This is a genomic window from Gilliamella sp. W8136 (assembly GCF_016101285.1).
Classification (GTDB): domain Bacteria; phylum Pseudomonadota; class Gammaproteobacteria; order Enterobacterales; family Orbaceae; genus Gilliamella; species Gilliamella apicola_N.
Genome location: NZ_JACFQU010000001.1, coordinates 138,358 through 156,304, shown reverse-complemented (window position 1 = coordinate 156,304; position 17,947 = coordinate 138,358). Strand labels below are relative to the sequence as shown.

Sequence of the window (17,947 nt, the reverse complement as noted above, 5' to 3'; positions counted from 1 at the left end):
GATTATATTTTATTTATTACAAAACTTTCATGTACAAGAATAACACAACCATTTAAGACGTCAATATGTCTAGACGTCTAACTATCTCGATGTATAGATTGCAGCAAAATAAAAAAAAAGTTAAAATTAACCCTATAAATTGTGATGTGATTTGGTGAAAAATATGATGGAATGGAACGGCCAATACATAAGCCCCTATGCTGAACATGGTAAAAAAAGTGAGCAAGTAAAAAAAATTACTGTATCAATTCCTTTAAAAGTATTAAAAATATTGACTGATGAACGTACGCGTCGACAAGTGCATAATTTACGCCATGCAACGAATAGTGAACTATTATGTGAAGCGTTTCTTCATGCTTACACTGGTCAACCGCTACCTTGCGATGAAGACTTACAGAAAGATCGTGAAGATGGTATCCCTAGCCAAGCTAAGGAAATAATGAGTAATTTAGGTATCAATCCCGACTTAATTGATGAATAGGTGTTATTTATATTTTTTATTGACGAATAACATCATTCATTAAGACAAAAAACAAAAAAGGCGCATTATGCGCCTTTTTCAATATTGACTGTATAATTTACGGAAAATTATTTTTTACCGCCAACCATAGCAAAACGTTGTTTGAATTTATCTACGCGTCCGCCAGTTGCAACATCACGTTGTTTACCTGTATAGAACGGGTGACACTCACCACATACGTCAAGATGAATATCATGACCAATTGTTGAATGAGTATTAATAACATTACCGCAAGAACAAGTTGCTTTAATTGCTTTATATTCTGGGTGGATACCTTCTTTCATAATAAACCTCTAAAGTTTGTTCGTATCGCTATATAAATGGCCATAAAAGCAAAATCTATACACCATACGAGTGTTAAAAAACATGATAAGGTCGCGAATTATACGCCTTAACCAGTAAATAATCAAGCTATAAAAAAGACCTATTAAACAGGCAATTGCCCTATTACCACTTGCAATTCAACCTTTTCTCCATTTCGTAACACTACAATGGGGACGGTTATCCCCGGTTTCAACTCTGCAATCTGATCCATTGTTTCAACAATTGATTTAACCGGTTTACCATCAACCATAATTAAAATATCATTAGGTTGCACGCCCGCTTGTAACGAAGGTCCTTCAGCATTGGTCACTAAAATCCCTAACACAACTGGTAAATCACTTGGATTTTGTGTTGGCGCAAACTCTAACCCATCAATACCAATATAACCACGAATAACCTTACCGTCCTGTATCAATTTATTCATAATTTTAACAGCCAAAGATGTCGGAATTGCAAATCCAATGCCTTCTGGAATTTCATTTCCCATATTTTTTGCAAAAGTGAGGGTATTAATACCCATTAATTCCCCTTTTGTATTAACCAGAGCGCCACCTGAATTACCATGATTAATCGAAGCATCTGTTTGAATAAAATTCTGTCTTCTATATGGGCTCAATCCATCTCGACCCGTTGCACTAATGATACCTTGAGTGATAGTTTGCCCAATATTATAAGGATTACCAATTGCTAAAACGACATCGCCAATATTCGGTTCGCGTTGAGGATTAATGTGAATTGTTGGGATATTCTTCGCATCAATTTTTAAAACTGCAATATCAACTAATTTATCAGAACCAACAGACAAAGCTTCAAAAATTCGTCCATCTTGCAAAGCAACGATGATTTGTTCCGCACCATCTACCACATGATAATTAGTAATAATGTAACCATGTTTGCTCATTATAACCCCTGAGCCTAATGGCGTTATTGCACTATCTTGTGAGCGATTTGGTACAGAGCTAATTGAACGACTGTATATATTCACTACGGCGGGAGCGGCAGTTTTAACCGCAAATGAATAACTCATAGGGTCATTATTAAAAATGGAGTTTGCAAAATTTGATTGAGACCCATTACGTAATGATGGAAAAATAATCAATAACACGATAGCTAAAACAGTACCAATCAATATTGGCCATAGAATTTTTTTAAGCATTAGTATGAGTACTATGGTAGCAGTAGAATGGATATGATTTTAACATATCTAATTAGAGGTTAACATTTATGTTTTTCGCCGATAAAAATTATCGGCGAAATCAAATTAAACAATCAATTAACGTAAAATAAGATAAAGTTGACTATCGCCACGTACAATATTTAACGCAATCGCTGATGGTTTACTGTCGATAACTTTACGCAAATCAGCAATGTTGTTTATTCTTTGTTTATTTACACCCGTGATTAAATCACCTTTTTGTAAACTTAATCGAGATGCAGGCGAATTTTTAGTAATGCTTTCAATTAAAACGCCCTTTTGGCCTTTGACATTGCCATTACTTAATGTTGCGCCTTCAAGAGCTGGATGTAGTGATTTTGCTTCTGAAGCAGATTCATCACTATTTTTTAATTTGACATTAACGGTCATTGTTTTACCGTCACGTATTATACCTAATTGTACAGTTCTACCCGCGCCGGTAGTTGCAATTTTAGCTCGCAGTTCGGCAAAACTATCAACTGGCTTACCATCCATTGAAACAATCACGTCACCAGATTTAATGCCTGCAGCTTTAGCGGCAGAATCGTCAAGTACTTCACTAACAAAAGCACCTTTTTGCACATCTAAATCAAATGCTTTGGCAATATCTGAGGTTAACTCGTTTCCTTTAATACCAAGTACACCACGTTTAACTTCTCCGTATTCAATTAGTTGTGAAGTTAAATTTTTCACCATATTACTCGGTATAGCAAAACCGATACCAACGTTACCACCGCTAGGTGCAATAATGGCGGTATTAATTCCGACTAATTCACCATTCAAATTAACTAAGGCCCCACCTGAATTACCTCGATTGATTGAAGCATCAGTTTGAATAAAATTCTCAAAGCCATTCATATTAAGTCCACTACGAGCGAGTGCAGAAATAATACCCGATGTAACAGTTTGACCAATTCCAAATGGATTACCAATTGCAACAACATAATCACCGACACGTAATTTATCTGAATCGGCTAAAGTAATCGCCGTTAATTTTTTGGCCTCTTCAACTTTAAGCAATGCGATATCACTTTGAGGGTCTTTACCTATTAATTTAGCAGTATATTCTCGCCCATCGTTTAAAGACACAGTAATTTTATCTGCATTTTCTATAACATGATTATTGGTAACAATATAACCTTTTTCACCATCAATAATGACACCAGAACCTTGTCCAGAAAAAGCTCTTGATTGACTATCAGGATACCCAAAAAATCGTCTAAACTCTTCAGGAATATTAGTTTGCATTTGAGCAGTTCCTTCAACCTTAATACTTACAACCGAAGGTAACACTGTCTCTAACATTGGCGCCAAGCTAGGTTGCTGAGTATCTTCGCCTGTTGGTAATGAAGGGAAAACAGCAAACGCATTTGGTAAGGTAGCTAAAGAAAGACTTAAGCCTAACGCAATTAAACTAAGTAATTTTTTTGGTTTTAGTAAAGAATTATTGATCATAAAACTCTCTCGTTCTTAAAAATTTAATATTTACCATAACGTTTCACCAAATAATTCTAGCGAAAAAAAACTAAAATTAATTAGGATTTATTCTCGTCAGTTTTGAATAAACCAGAAGGATCATCTGAATAGTCTTTTGGTTGTTTTTTTAGAGTGAACTGTTTTTTTATAGAATTATCATTATTCGCATCTAACGCCATAACTGGCATATCTTTTTCTGAAGTAAATTTTCCTGAACTTTCAGCCATATGTTGATAAAGACGACGAAAATCATTAGCCATGTTGTCTAGTATTTCAGCGCTATGTGAAAAATATTTAACAATTGTCTGTTTTTGAACGTTTAACTGCTCTTCAGTTTCCTCTAGTTGACGTTTTACTTGTGCAAATTGACGCCCTTTCGAACTAAAGATATTCGTTAAAATAATACCTAAAACAAAACCAATTACTAAGCCAATAACCAGATAAATGATCATCTGTTTATCCATATTTCACTCCTTGTATCTTTTCGTTATAAAACTTTATAAACTATTGTTCAATTATTTTACTTATTTTGCATGGTTAGCAAGTTTAATCAATTGCTTTTTTAGTTTATCGGGTGCACTTTCTGCCAAAGCAGACAAATATATGGCACTTTGGGGACTTAAAGCTCGCGTAATTGTAACACTTTTTGATGAATCATTAATCATTTTTGCATGTTGACTGGAAATGTCTGGATTAATTTTATATTGAATTGAAGATAAGGATGGTAATATTTGCTTTCGTATTCCAGATAACAAATTACTTTGTTCGTATCTTAATCTGGTTAACCAACTGGCTGAACTTACTTCAAGGACAAGAACACCTTGACGATAATTAGCAATTCTATATTGCTGCCTTAACAAAGATGGCAATAACTCATTAATCACATCAGCCAATTTATTCAATGCAAATGTTTTCTCTTTTATCTCGGATAAACAAGTTTGTTGAGACAAAATTGATGTTAACATCTGTGGCTCATTATAACGCATATTTGATACTTACCTTTATTTCCGAATAAAATAATAGTCAACGAATTACACATCATGCAAAATAAGTAGCATTAATTTACCTTATTTAAATAAAAAAGTCTTACTTAAAAAAGACATTTACAGTTTATTATTTTTTTATTGAAAAACAATAGTATCTCACTACGATATTTTGTCCAATATATCAAATGATAGGATATTCAATGAATTAATTATCCAGTTGAATATAGAAGTATTTTTATATGGATTATTGACTTATATAAAGTATCTATCATGCCACTTAATAAAGCCACAAGTTTATTTCAATATTGTTGTCACTTTGCTCTGACTTATGTTTATGTTTACTTATAAATAAACATCGTTGTATTTACTGAATAAAGTTAATTGAGCGTTAGCACAATACTATTTATTTTGTATTAACAGAAAAGCATAAACAAATATAAGTTTTACCACCCTACACGTTGAACTCAGTATTGTCATTCCATATCAATGTTACAATTTTAACAATTTCTCAGTGACACTTTGTTTATAAAAATTGAAAGTTTTAGGATGAGTCAATCTAAACTAGAATGTTCATCATCCCCCAAAAAATTATAAATTTTGGATTACCGCTCTAAAAATCGTTAATAATAAAATTTCATAATTTATAAACAGTTATAGTCAGGTTGCACCAATTGATCTCTATCTTACTTCAGTATCAAAAAAATTATTTAATCTGATTTTTATCACATTAAAAGTAATCTAAAAGTGATCAATTGGTTCGTTTACTATCCAGACTGCTTAGACATTCATTTATTTGTAAAAAAATATCATTTAAACAGTTTGTTATGATCGTTAGACAACTTTAAATCACTAAATCACAGATTGTCTGTTTTGCCCCTTTTTGCATTAAAGAAAGATAATGATTGGTGACATGCTCTTTAAACTGCATATTACTCGATAAATCATCACCAAACACCGCATTCAAACTCAATAATGCGGTGACTCTTTCTTGACCATCTTCACTTGAATCAACAAGTGTTTTTAATTCATTACACATTGGATCGCGTATATCAATATCATTTTGATTGTCATCCATGCCGCCTACATAACGCATCCAACCTGCTACACCTAACGCAAGTAATGAAAAATCGGAATTGTTTTGAATATGCCAACGCACAGAATCAAGCATACGTTGTGGTAATTTTTGAGTACCATCCATAGCAATCTGCCACGTTCTATGTTTCAATGAAGGGTTACTAAATCTTTCAATAAGTTGCTCAGCATAGTGTGATAGATTTACCTGTGAAGGGACATGTAGTGTAGGTGCTTGTTGTTGCATCATCAGTGCTAGTGTTGCTTTTTTATAATTGTGGTCATTCATACAATCATTAATATGTTCATACCCTGCTAAGTAACCTAGATAGGCTAAAAAAGAATGACTGCCATTTAGCATACGTAGTTTCATCTCTTCATAGGGAACCACATCATCGACAAACTCAGCCCCAACTTCATCCCAATTAGGGCGACCAGTAACAAAATTATCTTCAATAACCCATTGAATAAAAGGTTCACAGGCAATACCACATGGATCAGTCATGCCTGCTAAGGTATTTTTGATCTCTGCTAAAGTTTCAGATGTTGCTGCAGGCACAATACGATCGACCATTGTACATGGAAACGTTGTATTGACCTCAATCCATTGTGCTAATTTTGCATCTCGCGCTTTTGCTAAACCTAATATCGCTTTTTTCAAAACAACCCCATTTTCTGGGATATTATCGCAGGATAATGCGGTAAATGGTTTTATTCCTCTTTGCATTCTTCTATAAAGTGCTTCAACAATAACACCTGGGGCAGACATAGGTTTAGATGGATTGGCTAAATCCGCTTTAATCAGAGGATTATCTAAATCTAAGTCACCACCACCTGGTCGCATACAGTAACCTTTTTCGGTTACGGTTAAAGACACAATTTCTACCACACTATCGGCCATTTTTTCTAAAATTGCATCAATGCCGTCGGTAGATGCCAAAAGCGACTCTTTTACACTACCAATAATAAATGCTTGTTTTGTTGTAGCTCCTTTTTCTAATACGGTGTACAAATGATCTTGCTGACGAATATCATGAATTAACTCTTCACCACCAACAATATTAACCTCACAAATTCCCCAGTCACTTGTTCCTTTATTCAGTAAGCGATCCATAAACAATGCTTGATGTGCACGATGAAACGCACCAAATCCTAAATGAACTATGCGTGAAATCATTTTTTTTCTGTCATAGGAAGGTTTATGTTCAATTGATTGTGGGATATTTGATAAATTTAACATTCTACTCACCATAATTAACAAATTAAATACTATATTGGTTAGACATATTTTCACTTATAGATAATCTTTTCATCTTCAATTTTTATTTTTTGTGATCATAATCACATTTTTTGGTTTATTTAATATGCACTATTTTTGAAAATATTTAATAATACTAAAATATATTGGCATACCAATTATCGAAATAAACGTAGTTAAATCATAATTGACTTATAGTACTCATAACAATTAGCTTATAATTGACGCAATATAACCAAAATTAGAATGGGGATTAAAAATAATGCCAACGATTAATCGGCTCTATCAAGAAATTGGTAATGAGCTGAAATCATTATTAAAAAATGGTACTTATAAAATTGGTGATCGATTACCACCCGAGCGCGATATCGCTGACGGATTTAATGTAAGTAGAACGGTTGTGCGCGAAGCACTCATTATGCTAGAACTTGAAAATTTAGTTACAGTAAAAAAAGGCTCTGGTGTATATGTAATTGGTTTACCAAATGAAACTTTGTCAGAACAAGATAAAAAAATAGAAGAAAATGATTTTGGACCATTTGAATTATTACAAGCAAGGCAACTAATTGAAAGCAATATTGCCGCTTTTGCAGCTTCACAAATTTTGAAATCCGATATCATAGAGCTTAGAGCTATTTTAGAACAAGAACGTCAAATGTTAGAACAAGGCATTCTGGATGACTACAGTGCTGATGAGATGTTTCATATTGCAATTGCCAAAGCAACGAAAAACACAATACTTGAAAGTTTATTAAATGATTTATGGCAAAAACGTTCTACCAGCAAAATGTGGGATCAATTACACAGTCGCATTACCGATCATAGTTATCGAAAAAAGTGGCTTTATGATCATGAAAAAATTCTGCAAGCATTGCAGGTAAAAGATGCAATAGGTGCACGCCATGCTATGTGGCAACATTTAGAAAATGTTAAACAAACATTAATGACCGTTTCTGATAGTGAAGATCCAAATTTTGATGGTTATTTATTTGATTCTATTCCAGTTAATATTGTTAACCAATAGGCAATAAAAAATCAGCATTGTTTATAGATCTTTTCGTTTAGGAAATTAAGTAAATAAAAATCATTGAGGAGATTTATATGGAACAAACGATGCGTTGGTTTGGACCAAATGACCCAGTATCACTAGATGATATCAAACAGGCAGGAGCAACTGGAATTGTTACAGCTTTGCACCATATTCCAAATGGCGAAATATGGACAGTTGAAGAAATACAAAAACGAAAAGCAATTATTGAAGAAAAAGGATTAACATGGTCTGTTGTTGAAAGTATTCCTGTTCATGAAGAGATCAAAACGCATTCAGGAAAGGTTAAACAGCATATCGCAAATTACCAGCAATCAATTCGTAATCTAGCAGCTTGTGGCATTGATACTGTTTGTTACAATTTTATGCCTGTGTTAGATTGGACTCGCACCGATCTTGCTTATGAGCTACCAGACGGTTCAAAAGCTTTACGTTTCGATCAAACTGCATTTGCCGCATTTGACCTTTATATTTTAGAAAGAATTAATGCCGAAAAAGATTACTCAAAAGAAGATATCGATTTAGCAAAAGCTTATTTTGAGAAAATGACTCAAGCAGATAAAGACAAACTAATTGCTAATATCATTGCAGGTTTACCTGGGGCAGAAGAAGGCTATTCTTTGGAACAATTTAGAGCACATTTGGCGACGTATGATGGCATCGATAAGGCCAAATTACGCGAAAATTACGCTTACTTTTTAAAAGCTATTGTGCCCGTTGCTGAAGAAGTAGGTGTGGTATTAACGGTGCATCCAGATGATCCTCCTCGACCAATTTTAGGTTTACCGCGTATTGTATCAACCATCGAAGATATGCAATGGATCAAAGATACGGTAGATAGTATTCACAATGGATTTTGCTTTTGCACCGGTTCTTACGGTGTGCGAGATGATAATGATTTAGCCATAATGGCTGAAAAATTTGCTGACCGTGTTCATTTTATTCACTTACGTGCAACGGTTCGCGAACAAAACCCACTTTCTTTCCACGAAGGTGACCATTTGGGTGGTGATGTGGATATGTATGCAGTAATCAAAGCACTCGTTACTGAAGAACAGCGCCGTAAACAAGCAGGAATTAAACGTTCTATTCCCGTTCGTCCAGATCATGGACACCAAATGTTAGATGATCTTAAAAAGAAAACCAATCCAGGTTATTCGTGTATAGGTCGCTTACGCGGTTTAGCAGAAATTCGTGGTATTGAATATGCCATTAAGCGTGCATTTTTTGAATAATATCTATTTCTCTATATAAAAAAACTCCCATTTTAAATGGGTGTTTTTTTTTCATAATAATGAATAAAGTCTAGTTATGTATTGCATCTAGATATATATAATTAAGAATCCTCTATACTGCATACAAATGCTGTATTAATCAAGGTAATGATCCTGCGGCATTTAACACGACGCAAATAATAATTTACAGCAGTAATTTAATTTTTTAAATTTAATCTGTTAGTCAATAAACAATTTTAATCAGTCAAATAATCAAATCAATCTTATAATATTTAAAATTGCCTATTTTTATAATATGGTTAAAAAACTAATATAACCAATTCAATAGAAATACTATTTAAAAAAGTTAAATTGAATGTATAAAAGCAAAATAATTATTAAAAACGCTAAGTAATATTTAAAATAATCTTATTATTAAAGATGATTAGAGAAAATCATGAACCTAACTTTTAAATTATAAAATGCTATCAAAATTTTACTGTTTTGACTTTTCCTCCCATTCCGCGTTATATTAATAACGATATTATCTACATCTATATCGTTAAGCAGTCTTTTCAAAAGCAGTTTAAACATAAGAGGTGTAATATGGGTATCTTAAATAGTATTTTTTCTAAAATATTTCCAAGTGCACAAGCAGCAGTAGGTAATGTTACCGATGCTGTAAAAAATCAAGTCAATAATATTACCGGTAATAACAAAGATACAGCATCAACTGGTCAGGATCAAAATCAACAGAACCAGCAGAATCAACAAAACCAAACCAATCAACAAAGTACAGGAAACCAAACACCAGCATCAAATGTTGATGTTATGGCAATTCTTGAAGGCTTAGCTAAAAAATTCCCTGAAAAACTAAACTGGAAGACATCAATTGTTGATCTTTTAAAACTTTTAGGCTTAGATAACAGTTTAGATGCGCGTAAAAAATTAGCTAAAGAACTTGATTATACAGGGAGTACCGATGACACAGCAGCCATGAATACATGGTTAATTAAAGCTGTAATGAAAAAAATTGCAGAAAAAGGCGGGAATGTAACTCACCTTTTCTCTTAAAAATGAAGACAAAAGTACGCTAAATCCACCTGCTATTATAGGTGGATTTTTTATTAAAAATGCTATGTTATCGGTCAGATAATCATCAAGCCTATTTACTAGGCTTTAAAAGCATGCAATCGATTCATCGCAGCTTCAATACCATCAGATAATAAAATTTCAGTACAACGTACTGACTCATCAATCGCTTTATCAATCAACTCTTGTTCAGATTTAGATGGCTTGTTTAAAACATAGCTGACCACTTTATTTTTATCGCCAGGATGACCGATACCGATTCTTAAGCGATAAAAATTCAAATTATTACCTAATTTACTGGCAATATCTTTCAAACCATTATGCCCACCATGGCTGCCACCAAATTTGAATTTAGCAATACCTGGATTAATATCAAGTTCATCATGTGCAACAAGAATTTCTTCTGGTTTAATCTGATAAAATGTAGCCATAGCCTGCACTGCTTTACCGCTTAAATTCATAAAGGTTGTTGGCACTAATAAACGTACATCATGACCAGAAAGAGTTATTCTTGAACTGTAACCAAAAAATTTGGGTTCATTTTTTAATGATTGATGATATCGTTCTGCCAATTGATCAACAAACCACGCACCCGCATTATGGCGAGTTGCAGCATATTCATTGCCTGGATTAGCAAGTCCTACAATAAGTTTAATAGTTGTCATGATAATTCGATAATATGTGTTGCTATAAGTGAAAAAGCCCCAAAAAGGGGCTAGTAACCATAATGCTAAAATCAATTAGTAATGAAACATTGCTGAAATTGATTCTTCATTGCTGATGCGACGAATTGCCTCAGCAAGCATACCTGATAAAGTTAATTGGCGCACATTTTTCAATGCTTTAACTTCAGCAGTTAATGGAATTGTGTCACAAACAACAATTTCATCAATAGCACTGTTTTTAATGTTACTGACGGCTTTGCCTGAAAAAATTGGATGCGTTGCATAAGCATACACTCTTTTAGCTCCGCGCGCTTTCAAAGCATCGGCCGCTTTACAAAGTGTACCTGCGGTATCAATCATATCATCAACTAAGATACAATCTCTATCAGCAACATCACCAATAATATTCATCACTTCTGCTTCATTAGCACGTTGACGACGTTTGTCAATGATGGCCATGTCTGTATCATTTAAAAGTTTTGCAATCGCACGCGCACGAACAACACCGCCAATATCAGGTGATACCACAATTGGGCGTTCAAAATCACGTTGCAACATGTCTTCTAAAATAACTGGACTACCAAATACGTTATCAACAGGCACATCAAAGAAGCCTTGAATTTGTTCAGCATGAAGATCGACTGTCAATACTCTATCAACACCAACGGTTGATAAAAAGTCAGCAACCACTTTAGCGGTAATAGGCACACGAGCTGAACGAACTCGACGATCTTGCCTCGCATAACCAAAATATGGAATAACAGCAGTAATACGACCCGCAGATGCACGACGCATTGCATCAATCATTACTAGTAATTCCATTAAATTGTCATTGGTTGGCGCGCAAGTTGATTGAATAATAAAAACGTCTTCACCACGGACATTTTCATTAATTTGGACATTTACTTCACCATCACTAAAACGGCCTACGACAATGTCACCAAGAGAAGTATAAAGACGATTAGCTATACGTTTTGCTAGTTCGGGTGTGGCATTACCAGCAAAAAGCTTCATATCAGGCACGAGAAATCCTCAAGCATGTTATTATGATTACTTTATTCGTAATCGGTTAAATCGGAGCCATAATTATATAATTATTTATCTATTATGCTCAACCATAATATAAAAATTTAACAAAAATATTTGATATATATATCAAAATTGCGAATTAAAAAAATTTGCCTTTAAGATACTTTGGCTGAGAACCTAAAATCGAGTAAACTAACACACAAATCCATTAATAAATTTTACCAAATTCCACAATCTAAGTAGATAACGTGATGAACGAAAAATTAAATAGCAATAACCCAGAAATCAAATCCAAAAGAACTATCCGAAGTTTTGTATTACGACAAGGTCGTTTAACTAAAGGTCAAGAACAAGCATTAAACAATTTATGGCCACTATTTGGTATTGAATACCATTCAAACTCACCGATATGCTTTGATGAAAATAAACCTGTCGTTTTAGAAATAGGATTCGGCATGGGGGCATCATTAGTTGAAATGGCTCGAAATGCACCGGATAAAAACTTTCTGGGGATTGAAGTTCATAAGCCAGGTGTTGGCGCTTGTTTAATGGCTATTGAAGAAAACCAATTATCTAATTTAAAAGTCATGTGTCATGATGCGGTAGAAGTTTTAGAAAACATGATCCCTAATCATTCATTAGATAAAGTGCAAATTTTCTTTCCCGATCCATGGCATAAAGCAAGACACAACAAACGCCGCATTATTCAACCACAATTTGTACAATTAATTCGGCAAAAATTGAAAGAAGGCGGTATTTTACATTTAGCTACCGACTGGCAAAATTATGCTGAACATATGTTAGAGGTTTTAACCGAAGCTGAAGGTTTTGAAAATTTATCAGCGACAGGCGACTACATTCCAAGACCCGAAGATCGCCCTATTACCAAATTTGAAAAACGTGGTCAAAATTTAGGGCATGGCGTTTGGGATTTACAGTTCAGAAAAAAATAGCGTAACAAGGAGTCATTATGCAAAATAAAACAATTGATTTAATCTGTCATCGTCGTTCAATTCGGTCCTACCAATCAACGGCATTAACCAACGAGCAAATAGAATCACTTGTTCAAGCTGCACAATCGGCTCCAAGCTCCAATTTTCTACAATGCGCTACAATAATTAGAATCACTGATAGCGAGAATCGCTCAAAACTAGCACATTATTCAGGGGATCAAAGCTATATAAATCAAGCTTCTGAATTTTGGGTATTCTGTGCCGATTTTAATCGGCATTTTCAAATTGATCCAACTATTCCTCTTGAAAAAGCAGAACAACTTTTAGTGGGTTGCATTGATACGGCTTTTATGGCACAAAATACCGTTATTGCGGCGGAATCATTAGGTTTAGGCACGGTTTATATTGGGGGATTACGCAACAATATTGAGAAAGTAACACAATTACTTGCCTTACCTAAATATGTTCTTCCGCTTTTTGGGCTTTGTATTGGTTATCCTGACCAAAATCCAGATATAAAACCAAGATTACCGAAAGAATTAGTTTTCTTTGAAAATCACTATCAACCAATCAATCATCAATTATTAGCACAATATGATACTCAGATGCGTCAATACTATGGCCATCGACTGACTAATCAAAAAACGAATGGTTGGAGTGATAAAATTGCAGAAACAATTATCAAAGGGCAACGAGATTTCATTTTAAATTATTTGCATAAACAAGGATGGATAACTAAATGAACAACAATCAATACCAATTAGACAAAGTCGTCATATTAAGTCGTCACGGTATCCGCACTCCGTTACAAAACACACTAGCATTTTTAGAAAAGTCCAGTCCATTAAAATGGCCTAGCTGGGATCATGCTTATGGTTATTTAACGACACGAGGTGGTGTATTAGAAGCTTTCTTTGGACACTATCTATCACAATGGCTTGAACAAAAAAATATTAATATTGAACCGGAAAACCCAGATATCTATGTTTATGCTAACAGCCTTCAAAGAACGGTGGCTACAGCCCAATTCTTGGTTAATGGCGCTTTTGCGGGTTATGATATTCCTATCCATCACAAATATACCATTGAAAAAATGGATCCGATTTTTGATCCAAGTGTGCAAGATGATTCTCCAGAAATAAAACAAGCTGTATTAAACGATATTGAAGAGGCTGATAAAGCTGGGGTAATTTTTAAAAATTTAGCGCCTGCTTATCAAATGGTTTCAGATATATTGGAGTATCCGCATTCACAATTATATGCTCAATATCAATGTGATTTTGCTGATATCCCTTATGAACTCTATTTTAAGAAAAATGAAGAACCTGAATTACATGGCCCATTAGCTATCGGAATTTGTGCTGTTGATGCTTTCTTATTACAATATTATTCTGCATTTCCAAAAGATCAGATTGCGTGGGGCAAAATCACCAGCCAAGAACAATGGCAACAAATAATACAAATTCGTAACCACTATATTGATTTAGTATTTCATACCAAAACCATTGCTCAACACATTAGTAGGTTATTAATTAATAAGATTGATGATTTACTGCACAATAAACAGCATAAGGTAAATTTACTTGTTGGTCACGATAGCACGATTGCAGCATTACTTGGTGCTTTAGATTTTACACCATACCAATTACCAAACCAATGTGAAAATACCCCAATCGGAGGAATGGTTATCTTCCAACGTTATCGCCATATGTCATCTGGCAAATACTTTTTTAAAGCCGAATACGTATATCAAAGTTTTGAACAACTTTATACCGGACAGGCAATCGATATCAATAATCCACCACAACATTATCAATTACAGTTGGAAAATGCTTCTGTTAATTGTGATGGTTATTATGATTGGGCAGATTTTGCAAAACGTTTGGACAAGAATGAGTAGTCATTTAGTTTTTCTATAAGAAATAGTTTCCATCGACACTCATCGGTGGAAAACTTGCTCTTTTTTCTGAGTGAATACCCGCAGATATAATCACCTACTCTTCTAACTTTTTTCAATAATTAAGTTAAAATACCCAACCAAATACCCCAATAAAAGATTTCTAACAATAAGCCAATCCCAAAAACATACTTGGACAGAATATGCACAGCATATTTACTGAAAACTGTTTATTTTTAAAAATGAGATAAAATAAACACAAATTTAAAATTAGCTTTTACTATGATTCAATACAATACTAAGAAAAAACTTATTGGTTATTAGGATGAAAAAGTCCATCTATTTAGTTGAATCAGATCATTAACTATCACAAGTACAACAGTAAATTGGGTATAGCCATATCACAACGATTTTAATTCGATTTTTAATCTTAACCTGAAAAAGTTTGCAATCAATCTAATAAATGATAATCCATTAAATACCTTTGCTATCAATTATTGTAATCGGTTTCATAAATTACTTTTCTTTAGTACAAATCCAAATGCGAAAGAATTAAAAAATTTATTCGATTCGCGCAATTATTGATTAAATCCCTACTGTCTTGATTATTATTATCGTAAACAATAATAAAAATAAAATAAAAATATACTGAAACGTTAGTGTAACCTGAAACTTTTTGACAAATAATAGAAAAATATCAAATGTAATCGATTTCATAAAATGTTAACTAGATCACTTTTTTGGGATATTTAAAGTGATAGTATTAATTTAAACCAATAAATTTTTAGATAAATAAAAGTGTAAACGATTTCTAAATGATGCAAATCATTTAAAGCTCAACAAAGGAAGTTCATCATGAATCAAAACATTACGTCATCACTGCATAATAAGAATTATTGGGTGTTTAGCCTCTACTTTTTCCTTTACTTTTTTATTATGGGAGCCTATGTCCCATTTTTTCCAGTTTGGTTAAAAATGATTGGACTAGACCAAGCAAGTACAGGATACGTTTTTTCATTTATTTCGCTATTTGCGTTAGTTTTCCAACCTATTTTTGGCTTGATTTCAGATAAATTGGGATTAAAAAAGCATCTTCTTTGGATTATTACCCTGCTATTAGTATTGTTTGGACCATTCTTCATTTTCGTATTTGGCCCCCTACTCAAATTTAATGTCACACTAGGCGCAATTGTGGGTGGATTTTATCTAGGCATGGTATTTAGTGGAGGGGCTCCATCTATAGAAGCTTTAGTTGAAAAAATCAGTCGTCGTAGCGGTTTTGAATTTGGTCGCAGTCGTATGTTTGGTTGTTTTGGATGGGCAATTTGTGCTTCATTTGTTGGGATTATGATATCAAAAAACGTCAATGCTGTTTATTGGTTATGCTCTGGATTTGCCCTGATTCTTCTAGTTTTAGTCAAGATTGCTGATCCAGCAAGAACTTCAACAACGGATGTTGTCGAGCAAATGGGATTAAATAAACCTGAACCTTTTAATATAAAACAAGCTTTAGATTTACTCAGCATGCGTAAAACATGGTTCTTTATGCTTTATATCGTTGGTGTGGCATGTACTTATGATGTGTTTGACCAACAGTTTGCTAACTTTTTTACCTCGTTCTTTTCTAGTGAACAAGTTGGTCGTGAGGCATTTGGTTATGTCACAACACTTGGTGAATTTTTAAATGCTACGGTAATGTTTTTTGCACCAATAATTGTAATGAAAATCGGCAGTAAAAATACCTTATTGATTGCGGGTATAATCATGTCAATTCGCATAACTGGCTCAGCGTTTGCTAGCACCGCAGTTGAAGTAATAATATTAAAAACATTACACATGTTTGAAGCACCATTATTACTTGTTGGCGCTTTTAAATATATCACTAAGCACTTCCCTATCCGCTTATCAGCAACTGTTTACTTAATTGCATTTTGTTTTGCAAAACAATTATCTATCATGTTTATGTCTACGTTTGCGGGTTTGATGTATGTTAAAATTGGTTTTGAAGGAGCTTATTTAGTCCTTGGCTTCATCGCATTTAGTTTTACACTGATTTCGTCTTTCACGTTATCAGGACGTGGACCATGGGATGTTTTTAAATATACAAAAAATCAAGAATCAAGTAATTAATCTAGATTCACTAAACATAATTAGCATAAATTAAGGTATTTAGATGAAAATATTAGTAACGGGTGGTTGTGGATATATAGGTAGCCATACTTGTGTCCAACTAATTCAATCAGGCTATACACCAATTATTATTGACAATTTATTCAATAGTAAAGCATCAGTATTAGAGAGAATACAAACGATCACAGGGAAGCCTGTTGTCTTTTACCAAGGAGATGTATGTGATGCAAAATTATTAGCCACAATTTTTAAAGAACATGACATCAAAGCCGTTATTCATTTTGCTGGTTTAAAAGCTGTTGGTGAATCGGTATACAAACCACTTGAATATTATGAAAATAATGTGTATGGCAGCATTGTTTTAATGAAAGCGATGCGTGATGCTGGCGTGAAACAATTGGTATTCAGTTCTTCAGCCACCGTCTACGGTGAATTAGCACCTGTTCCTTATGTTGAAACGTTACCGCAAGGATTACCTACTAGTCCATATGGTAAAAGTAAACTTATGGTAGAACAATGTATGATGGATTTAGCCGTTGCCGAACCTGATTGGTCACTAACACTGCTACGCTATTTTAACCCTGTTGGTGCTCATCCTAGTGGTTTAATGGGTGAAGATCCTTTAGGCATTCCAAATAATCTGATGCCCTATATTACTCAAGTTGCAGTGGGTAAACGAGAGTCGCTCGCTGTATTTGGCAATGATTATCCAACAGAAGATGGCACTTGTGTACGTGATTTTATTCACGTTGTGGATTTGGCTGACGGACACATTGCCGCTCTAAAAGCTGATCAAAATAAAGCTGGAATTCATATTTATAATTTAGGTTCTGGTGTTGGCTACAGTGTTTTACAAGTTATTAAAGCTTTTGAAAAAGCCTCTGGTAAACCACTTAATTGGCATTTTGCACCACGCCGAGCAGGTGATTTACCCGCTTTCTGGGCCGATGCTAACAAAGCCGAGCAAATATTAGGCTGGAAAACCAAACTCACGCTTGATGATATGATAAAAGATTCATGGAATTGGCAATCTAATAATCCACAAGGTTATCCTGATTGAATTATAGTTTGAAAATAATAGCAGCAAAA

At 34.0% G+C, this 17,947-nt stretch carries 17 protein-coding genes; 9 read left to right on the top strand and 8 right to left on the bottom strand.

Going from position 1 to position 17,947, the window contains the following annotated elements; all coding sequences use genetic code 11:
• The first annotated feature begins 163 nt into the window (after positions 1-163).
• A complete protein-coding gene (gene metJ, locus H3T96_RS00680; RefSeq protein ID WP_086325922.1) occupies positions 164-481 on the top strand; it encodes a met regulon transcriptional regulator MetJ in 318 nt (105 codons plus the stop codon).
• A gap of 107 nt (positions 482-588) precedes the next feature.
• Here the strand turns inward: metJ and rpmE are convergent, their stop codons facing one another.
• The 6 genes from rpmE to H3T96_RS00650 all read right to left on the bottom strand — a co-directional run bounded on the left by rpmE (position 589) and on the right by H3T96_RS00650 (position 6,812).
• Positions 589-804, bottom strand: coding sequence for a 50S ribosomal protein L31 (rpmE, locus tag H3T96_RS00675; RefSeq protein WP_034883381.1), 216 nt, complete (start codon positions 802-804; stop codon positions 589-591).
• 143 nt (positions 805-947) lie between these two features.
• On the bottom strand, positions 948-2,000 hold the full coding sequence (gene degS, locus H3T96_RS00670; RefSeq protein ID WP_144091324.1) for an outer membrane-stress sensor serine endopeptidase DegS: 1,053 nt from the start codon (positions 1,998-2,000) through the stop codon (positions 948-950).
• 117 nt (positions 2,001-2,117) lie between these two features.
• On the bottom strand, positions 2,118-3,494 hold the full coding sequence (locus H3T96_RS00665; protein ID WP_144091323.1) for a Do family serine endopeptidase: 1,377 nt from the start codon (positions 3,492-3,494) through the stop codon (positions 2,118-2,120).
• An 80-nt stretch (positions 3,495-3,574) separates the two neighbouring features.
• The gene (locus H3T96_RS00660) at positions 3,575-3,979 is read right to left on the bottom strand and encodes a YhcB family protein (protein ID WP_086351473.1); all 405 of its coding nucleotides are present in this window, start codon (positions 3,977-3,979) and stop codon (positions 3,575-3,577) included.
• Positions 3,980-4,039: 60 nt separating this feature from the next.
• Positions 4,040-4,501 carry a DUF721 domain-containing protein gene (locus H3T96_RS00655; RefSeq protein WP_144091322.1) on the bottom strand — a complete coding sequence of 154 codons (462 nt, stop codon included), beginning with the start codon at positions 4,499-4,501 and terminating at the stop codon, positions 4,040-4,042.
• An 841-nt stretch (positions 4,502-5,342) separates the two neighbouring features.
• Positions 5,343-6,812 carry a mannitol dehydrogenase family protein gene (locus tag H3T96_RS00650; RefSeq protein ID WP_144091321.1) on the bottom strand — a complete coding sequence of 490 codons (1,470 nt, stop codon included), beginning with the start codon at positions 6,810-6,812 and terminating at the stop codon, positions 5,343-5,345.
• A 280-nt stretch (positions 6,813-7,092) separates the two neighbouring features.
• On the opposite strand from H3T96_RS00650, the gene H3T96_RS00645 reads away from it, so the two are divergent.
• The 3 genes from H3T96_RS00645 (at position 7,093) to H3T96_RS00635 (ending at position 10,166) form a co-directional block, all read left to right on the top strand.
• A complete protein-coding gene (locus tag H3T96_RS00645) occupies positions 7,093-7,854 on the top strand; it encodes an FCD domain-containing protein (RefSeq protein WP_144091320.1) in 762 nt (253 codons plus the stop codon).
• Between the two features lie 77 nt (positions 7,855-7,931).
• Complete coding sequence (uxuA, locus tag H3T96_RS00640; protein ID WP_144091319.1) at positions 7,932-9,113, top strand: mannonate dehydratase; 1,182 nt, start codon at positions 7,932-7,934, stop codon at positions 9,111-9,113.
• A gap of 585 nt (positions 9,114-9,698) precedes the next feature.
• Positions 9,699-10,166, top strand: coding sequence for a DUF3597 domain-containing protein (locus tag H3T96_RS00635; RefSeq protein WP_144091318.1), 468 nt, complete (start codon positions 9,699-9,701; stop codon positions 10,164-10,166).
• A 98-nt stretch (positions 10,167-10,264) separates the two neighbouring features.
• On the opposite strand, the gene pth is transcribed toward H3T96_RS00635, so the two are convergent.
• Positions 10,265-10,849: an aminoacyl-tRNA hydrolase gene (pth, locus tag H3T96_RS00630; RefSeq protein WP_144091317.1), complete on the bottom strand. Its 585-nt coding sequence runs from the start codon at positions 10,847-10,849 to the stop codon at positions 10,265-10,267.
• 75 nt (positions 10,850-10,924) lie between these two features.
• On the bottom strand, positions 10,925-11,872 hold the full coding sequence (locus H3T96_RS00625; RefSeq protein ID WP_065738556.1) for a ribose-phosphate pyrophosphokinase: 948 nt from the start codon (positions 11,870-11,872) through the stop codon (positions 10,925-10,927).
• A gap of 257 nt (positions 11,873-12,129) precedes the next feature.
• On the opposite strand from H3T96_RS00625, the gene trmB reads away from it, so the two are divergent.
• From trmB to galE, 5 genes are all read left to right on the top strand, one after another.
• Complete coding sequence (trmB, locus tag H3T96_RS00620) at positions 12,130-12,831, top strand: tRNA (guanosine(46)-N7)-methyltransferase TrmB (RefSeq protein ID WP_144091316.1); 702 nt, start codon at positions 12,130-12,132, stop codon at positions 12,829-12,831.
• Between the two features lie 17 nt (positions 12,832-12,848).
• On the top strand, positions 12,849-13,574 hold the full coding sequence (gene nfsA, locus H3T96_RS00615; protein WP_144091315.1) for an oxygen-insensitive NADPH nitroreductase: 726 nt from the start codon (positions 12,849-12,851) through the stop codon (positions 13,572-13,574).
• Positions 13,571-14,731 carry a histidine-type phosphatase gene (locus H3T96_RS00610; protein WP_144091314.1) on the top strand — a complete coding sequence of 387 codons (1,161 nt, stop codon included), beginning with the start codon at positions 13,571-13,573 and terminating at the stop codon, positions 14,729-14,731. The genes nfsA and H3T96_RS00610 overlap by 4 nt, the downstream gene beginning before the upstream one ends.
• An 852-nt stretch (positions 14,732-15,583) precedes the next feature.
• The gene (locus H3T96_RS00605) at positions 15,584-16,858 is read left to right on the top strand and encodes an MFS transporter (protein ID WP_086326498.1); all 1,275 of its coding nucleotides are present in this window, start codon (positions 15,584-15,586) and stop codon (positions 16,856-16,858) included.
• Between the two features lie 43 nt (positions 16,859-16,901).
• Positions 16,902-17,918 carry a UDP-glucose 4-epimerase GalE gene (galE, locus tag H3T96_RS00600; RefSeq protein ID WP_144091313.1) on the top strand — a complete coding sequence of 339 codons (1,017 nt, stop codon included), beginning with the start codon at positions 16,902-16,904 and terminating at the stop codon, positions 17,916-17,918.
• The last annotated feature ends 29 nt before the right edge of the window (positions 17,919-17,947 follow it).

What these genes read in the sequence shown, in the direction of transcription:
- metJ (WP_086325922.1), top strand. Translation starts at nt 164, where the DNA reads ATGATGGAATGGAACGGCCAATACATAAGCCCCTATGCTGAACATGGT.
- rpmE (WP_034883381.1), bottom strand. Translation starts at nt 804, where the DNA reads ATGAAAGAAGGTATCCACCCAGAATATAAAGCAATTAAAGCAACTTGT.
- degS (WP_144091324.1), bottom strand. Translation starts at nt 2,000, where the DNA reads ATGCTTAAAAAAATTCTATGGCCAATATTGATTGGTACTGTTTTAGCT.
- H3T96_RS00665 (WP_144091323.1), bottom strand. Translation starts at nt 3,494, where the DNA reads ATGATCAATAATTCTTTACTAAAACCAAAAAAATTACTTAGTTTAATT.
- H3T96_RS00660 (WP_086351473.1), bottom strand. Translation starts at nt 3,979, where the DNA reads ATGGATAAACAGATGATCATTTATCTGGTTATTGGCTTAGTAATTGGT.
- H3T96_RS00655 (WP_144091322.1), bottom strand. Translation starts at nt 4,501, where the DNA reads ATGCGTTATAATGAGCCACAGATGTTAACATCAATTTTGTCTCAACAA.
- H3T96_RS00650 (WP_144091321.1), bottom strand. Translation starts at nt 6,812, where the DNA reads ATGTTAAATTTATCAAATATCCCACAATCAATTGAACATAAACCTTCC.
- H3T96_RS00645 (WP_144091320.1), top strand. Translation starts at nt 7,093, where the DNA reads ATGCCAACGATTAATCGGCTCTATCAAGAAATTGGTAATGAGCTGAAA.
- uxuA (WP_144091319.1), top strand. Translation starts at nt 7,932, where the DNA reads ATGGAACAAACGATGCGTTGGTTTGGACCAAATGACCCAGTATCACTA.
- H3T96_RS00635 (WP_144091318.1), top strand. Translation starts at nt 9,699, where the DNA reads ATGGGTATCTTAAATAGTATTTTTTCTAAAATATTTCCAAGTGCACAA.
- pth (WP_144091317.1), bottom strand. Translation starts at nt 10,849, where the DNA reads ATGACAACTATTAAACTTATTGTAGGACTTGCTAATCCAGGCAATGAA.
- trmB (WP_144091316.1), top strand. Translation starts at nt 12,130, where the DNA reads ATGAACGAAAAATTAAATAGCAATAACCCAGAAATCAAATCCAAAAGA.
- nfsA (WP_144091315.1), top strand. Translation starts at nt 12,849, where the DNA reads ATGCAAAATAAAACAATTGATTTAATCTGTCATCGTCGTTCAATTCGG.
- H3T96_RS00610 (WP_144091314.1), top strand. Translation starts at nt 13,571, where the DNA reads ATGAACAACAATCAATACCAATTAGACAAAGTCGTCATATTAAGTCGT.
- H3T96_RS00605 (WP_086326498.1), top strand. Translation starts at nt 15,584, where the DNA reads ATGAATCAAAACATTACGTCATCACTGCATAATAAGAATTATTGGGTG.
- galE (WP_144091313.1), top strand. Translation starts at nt 16,902, where the DNA reads ATGAAAATATTAGTAACGGGTGGTTGTGGATATATAGGTAGCCATACT.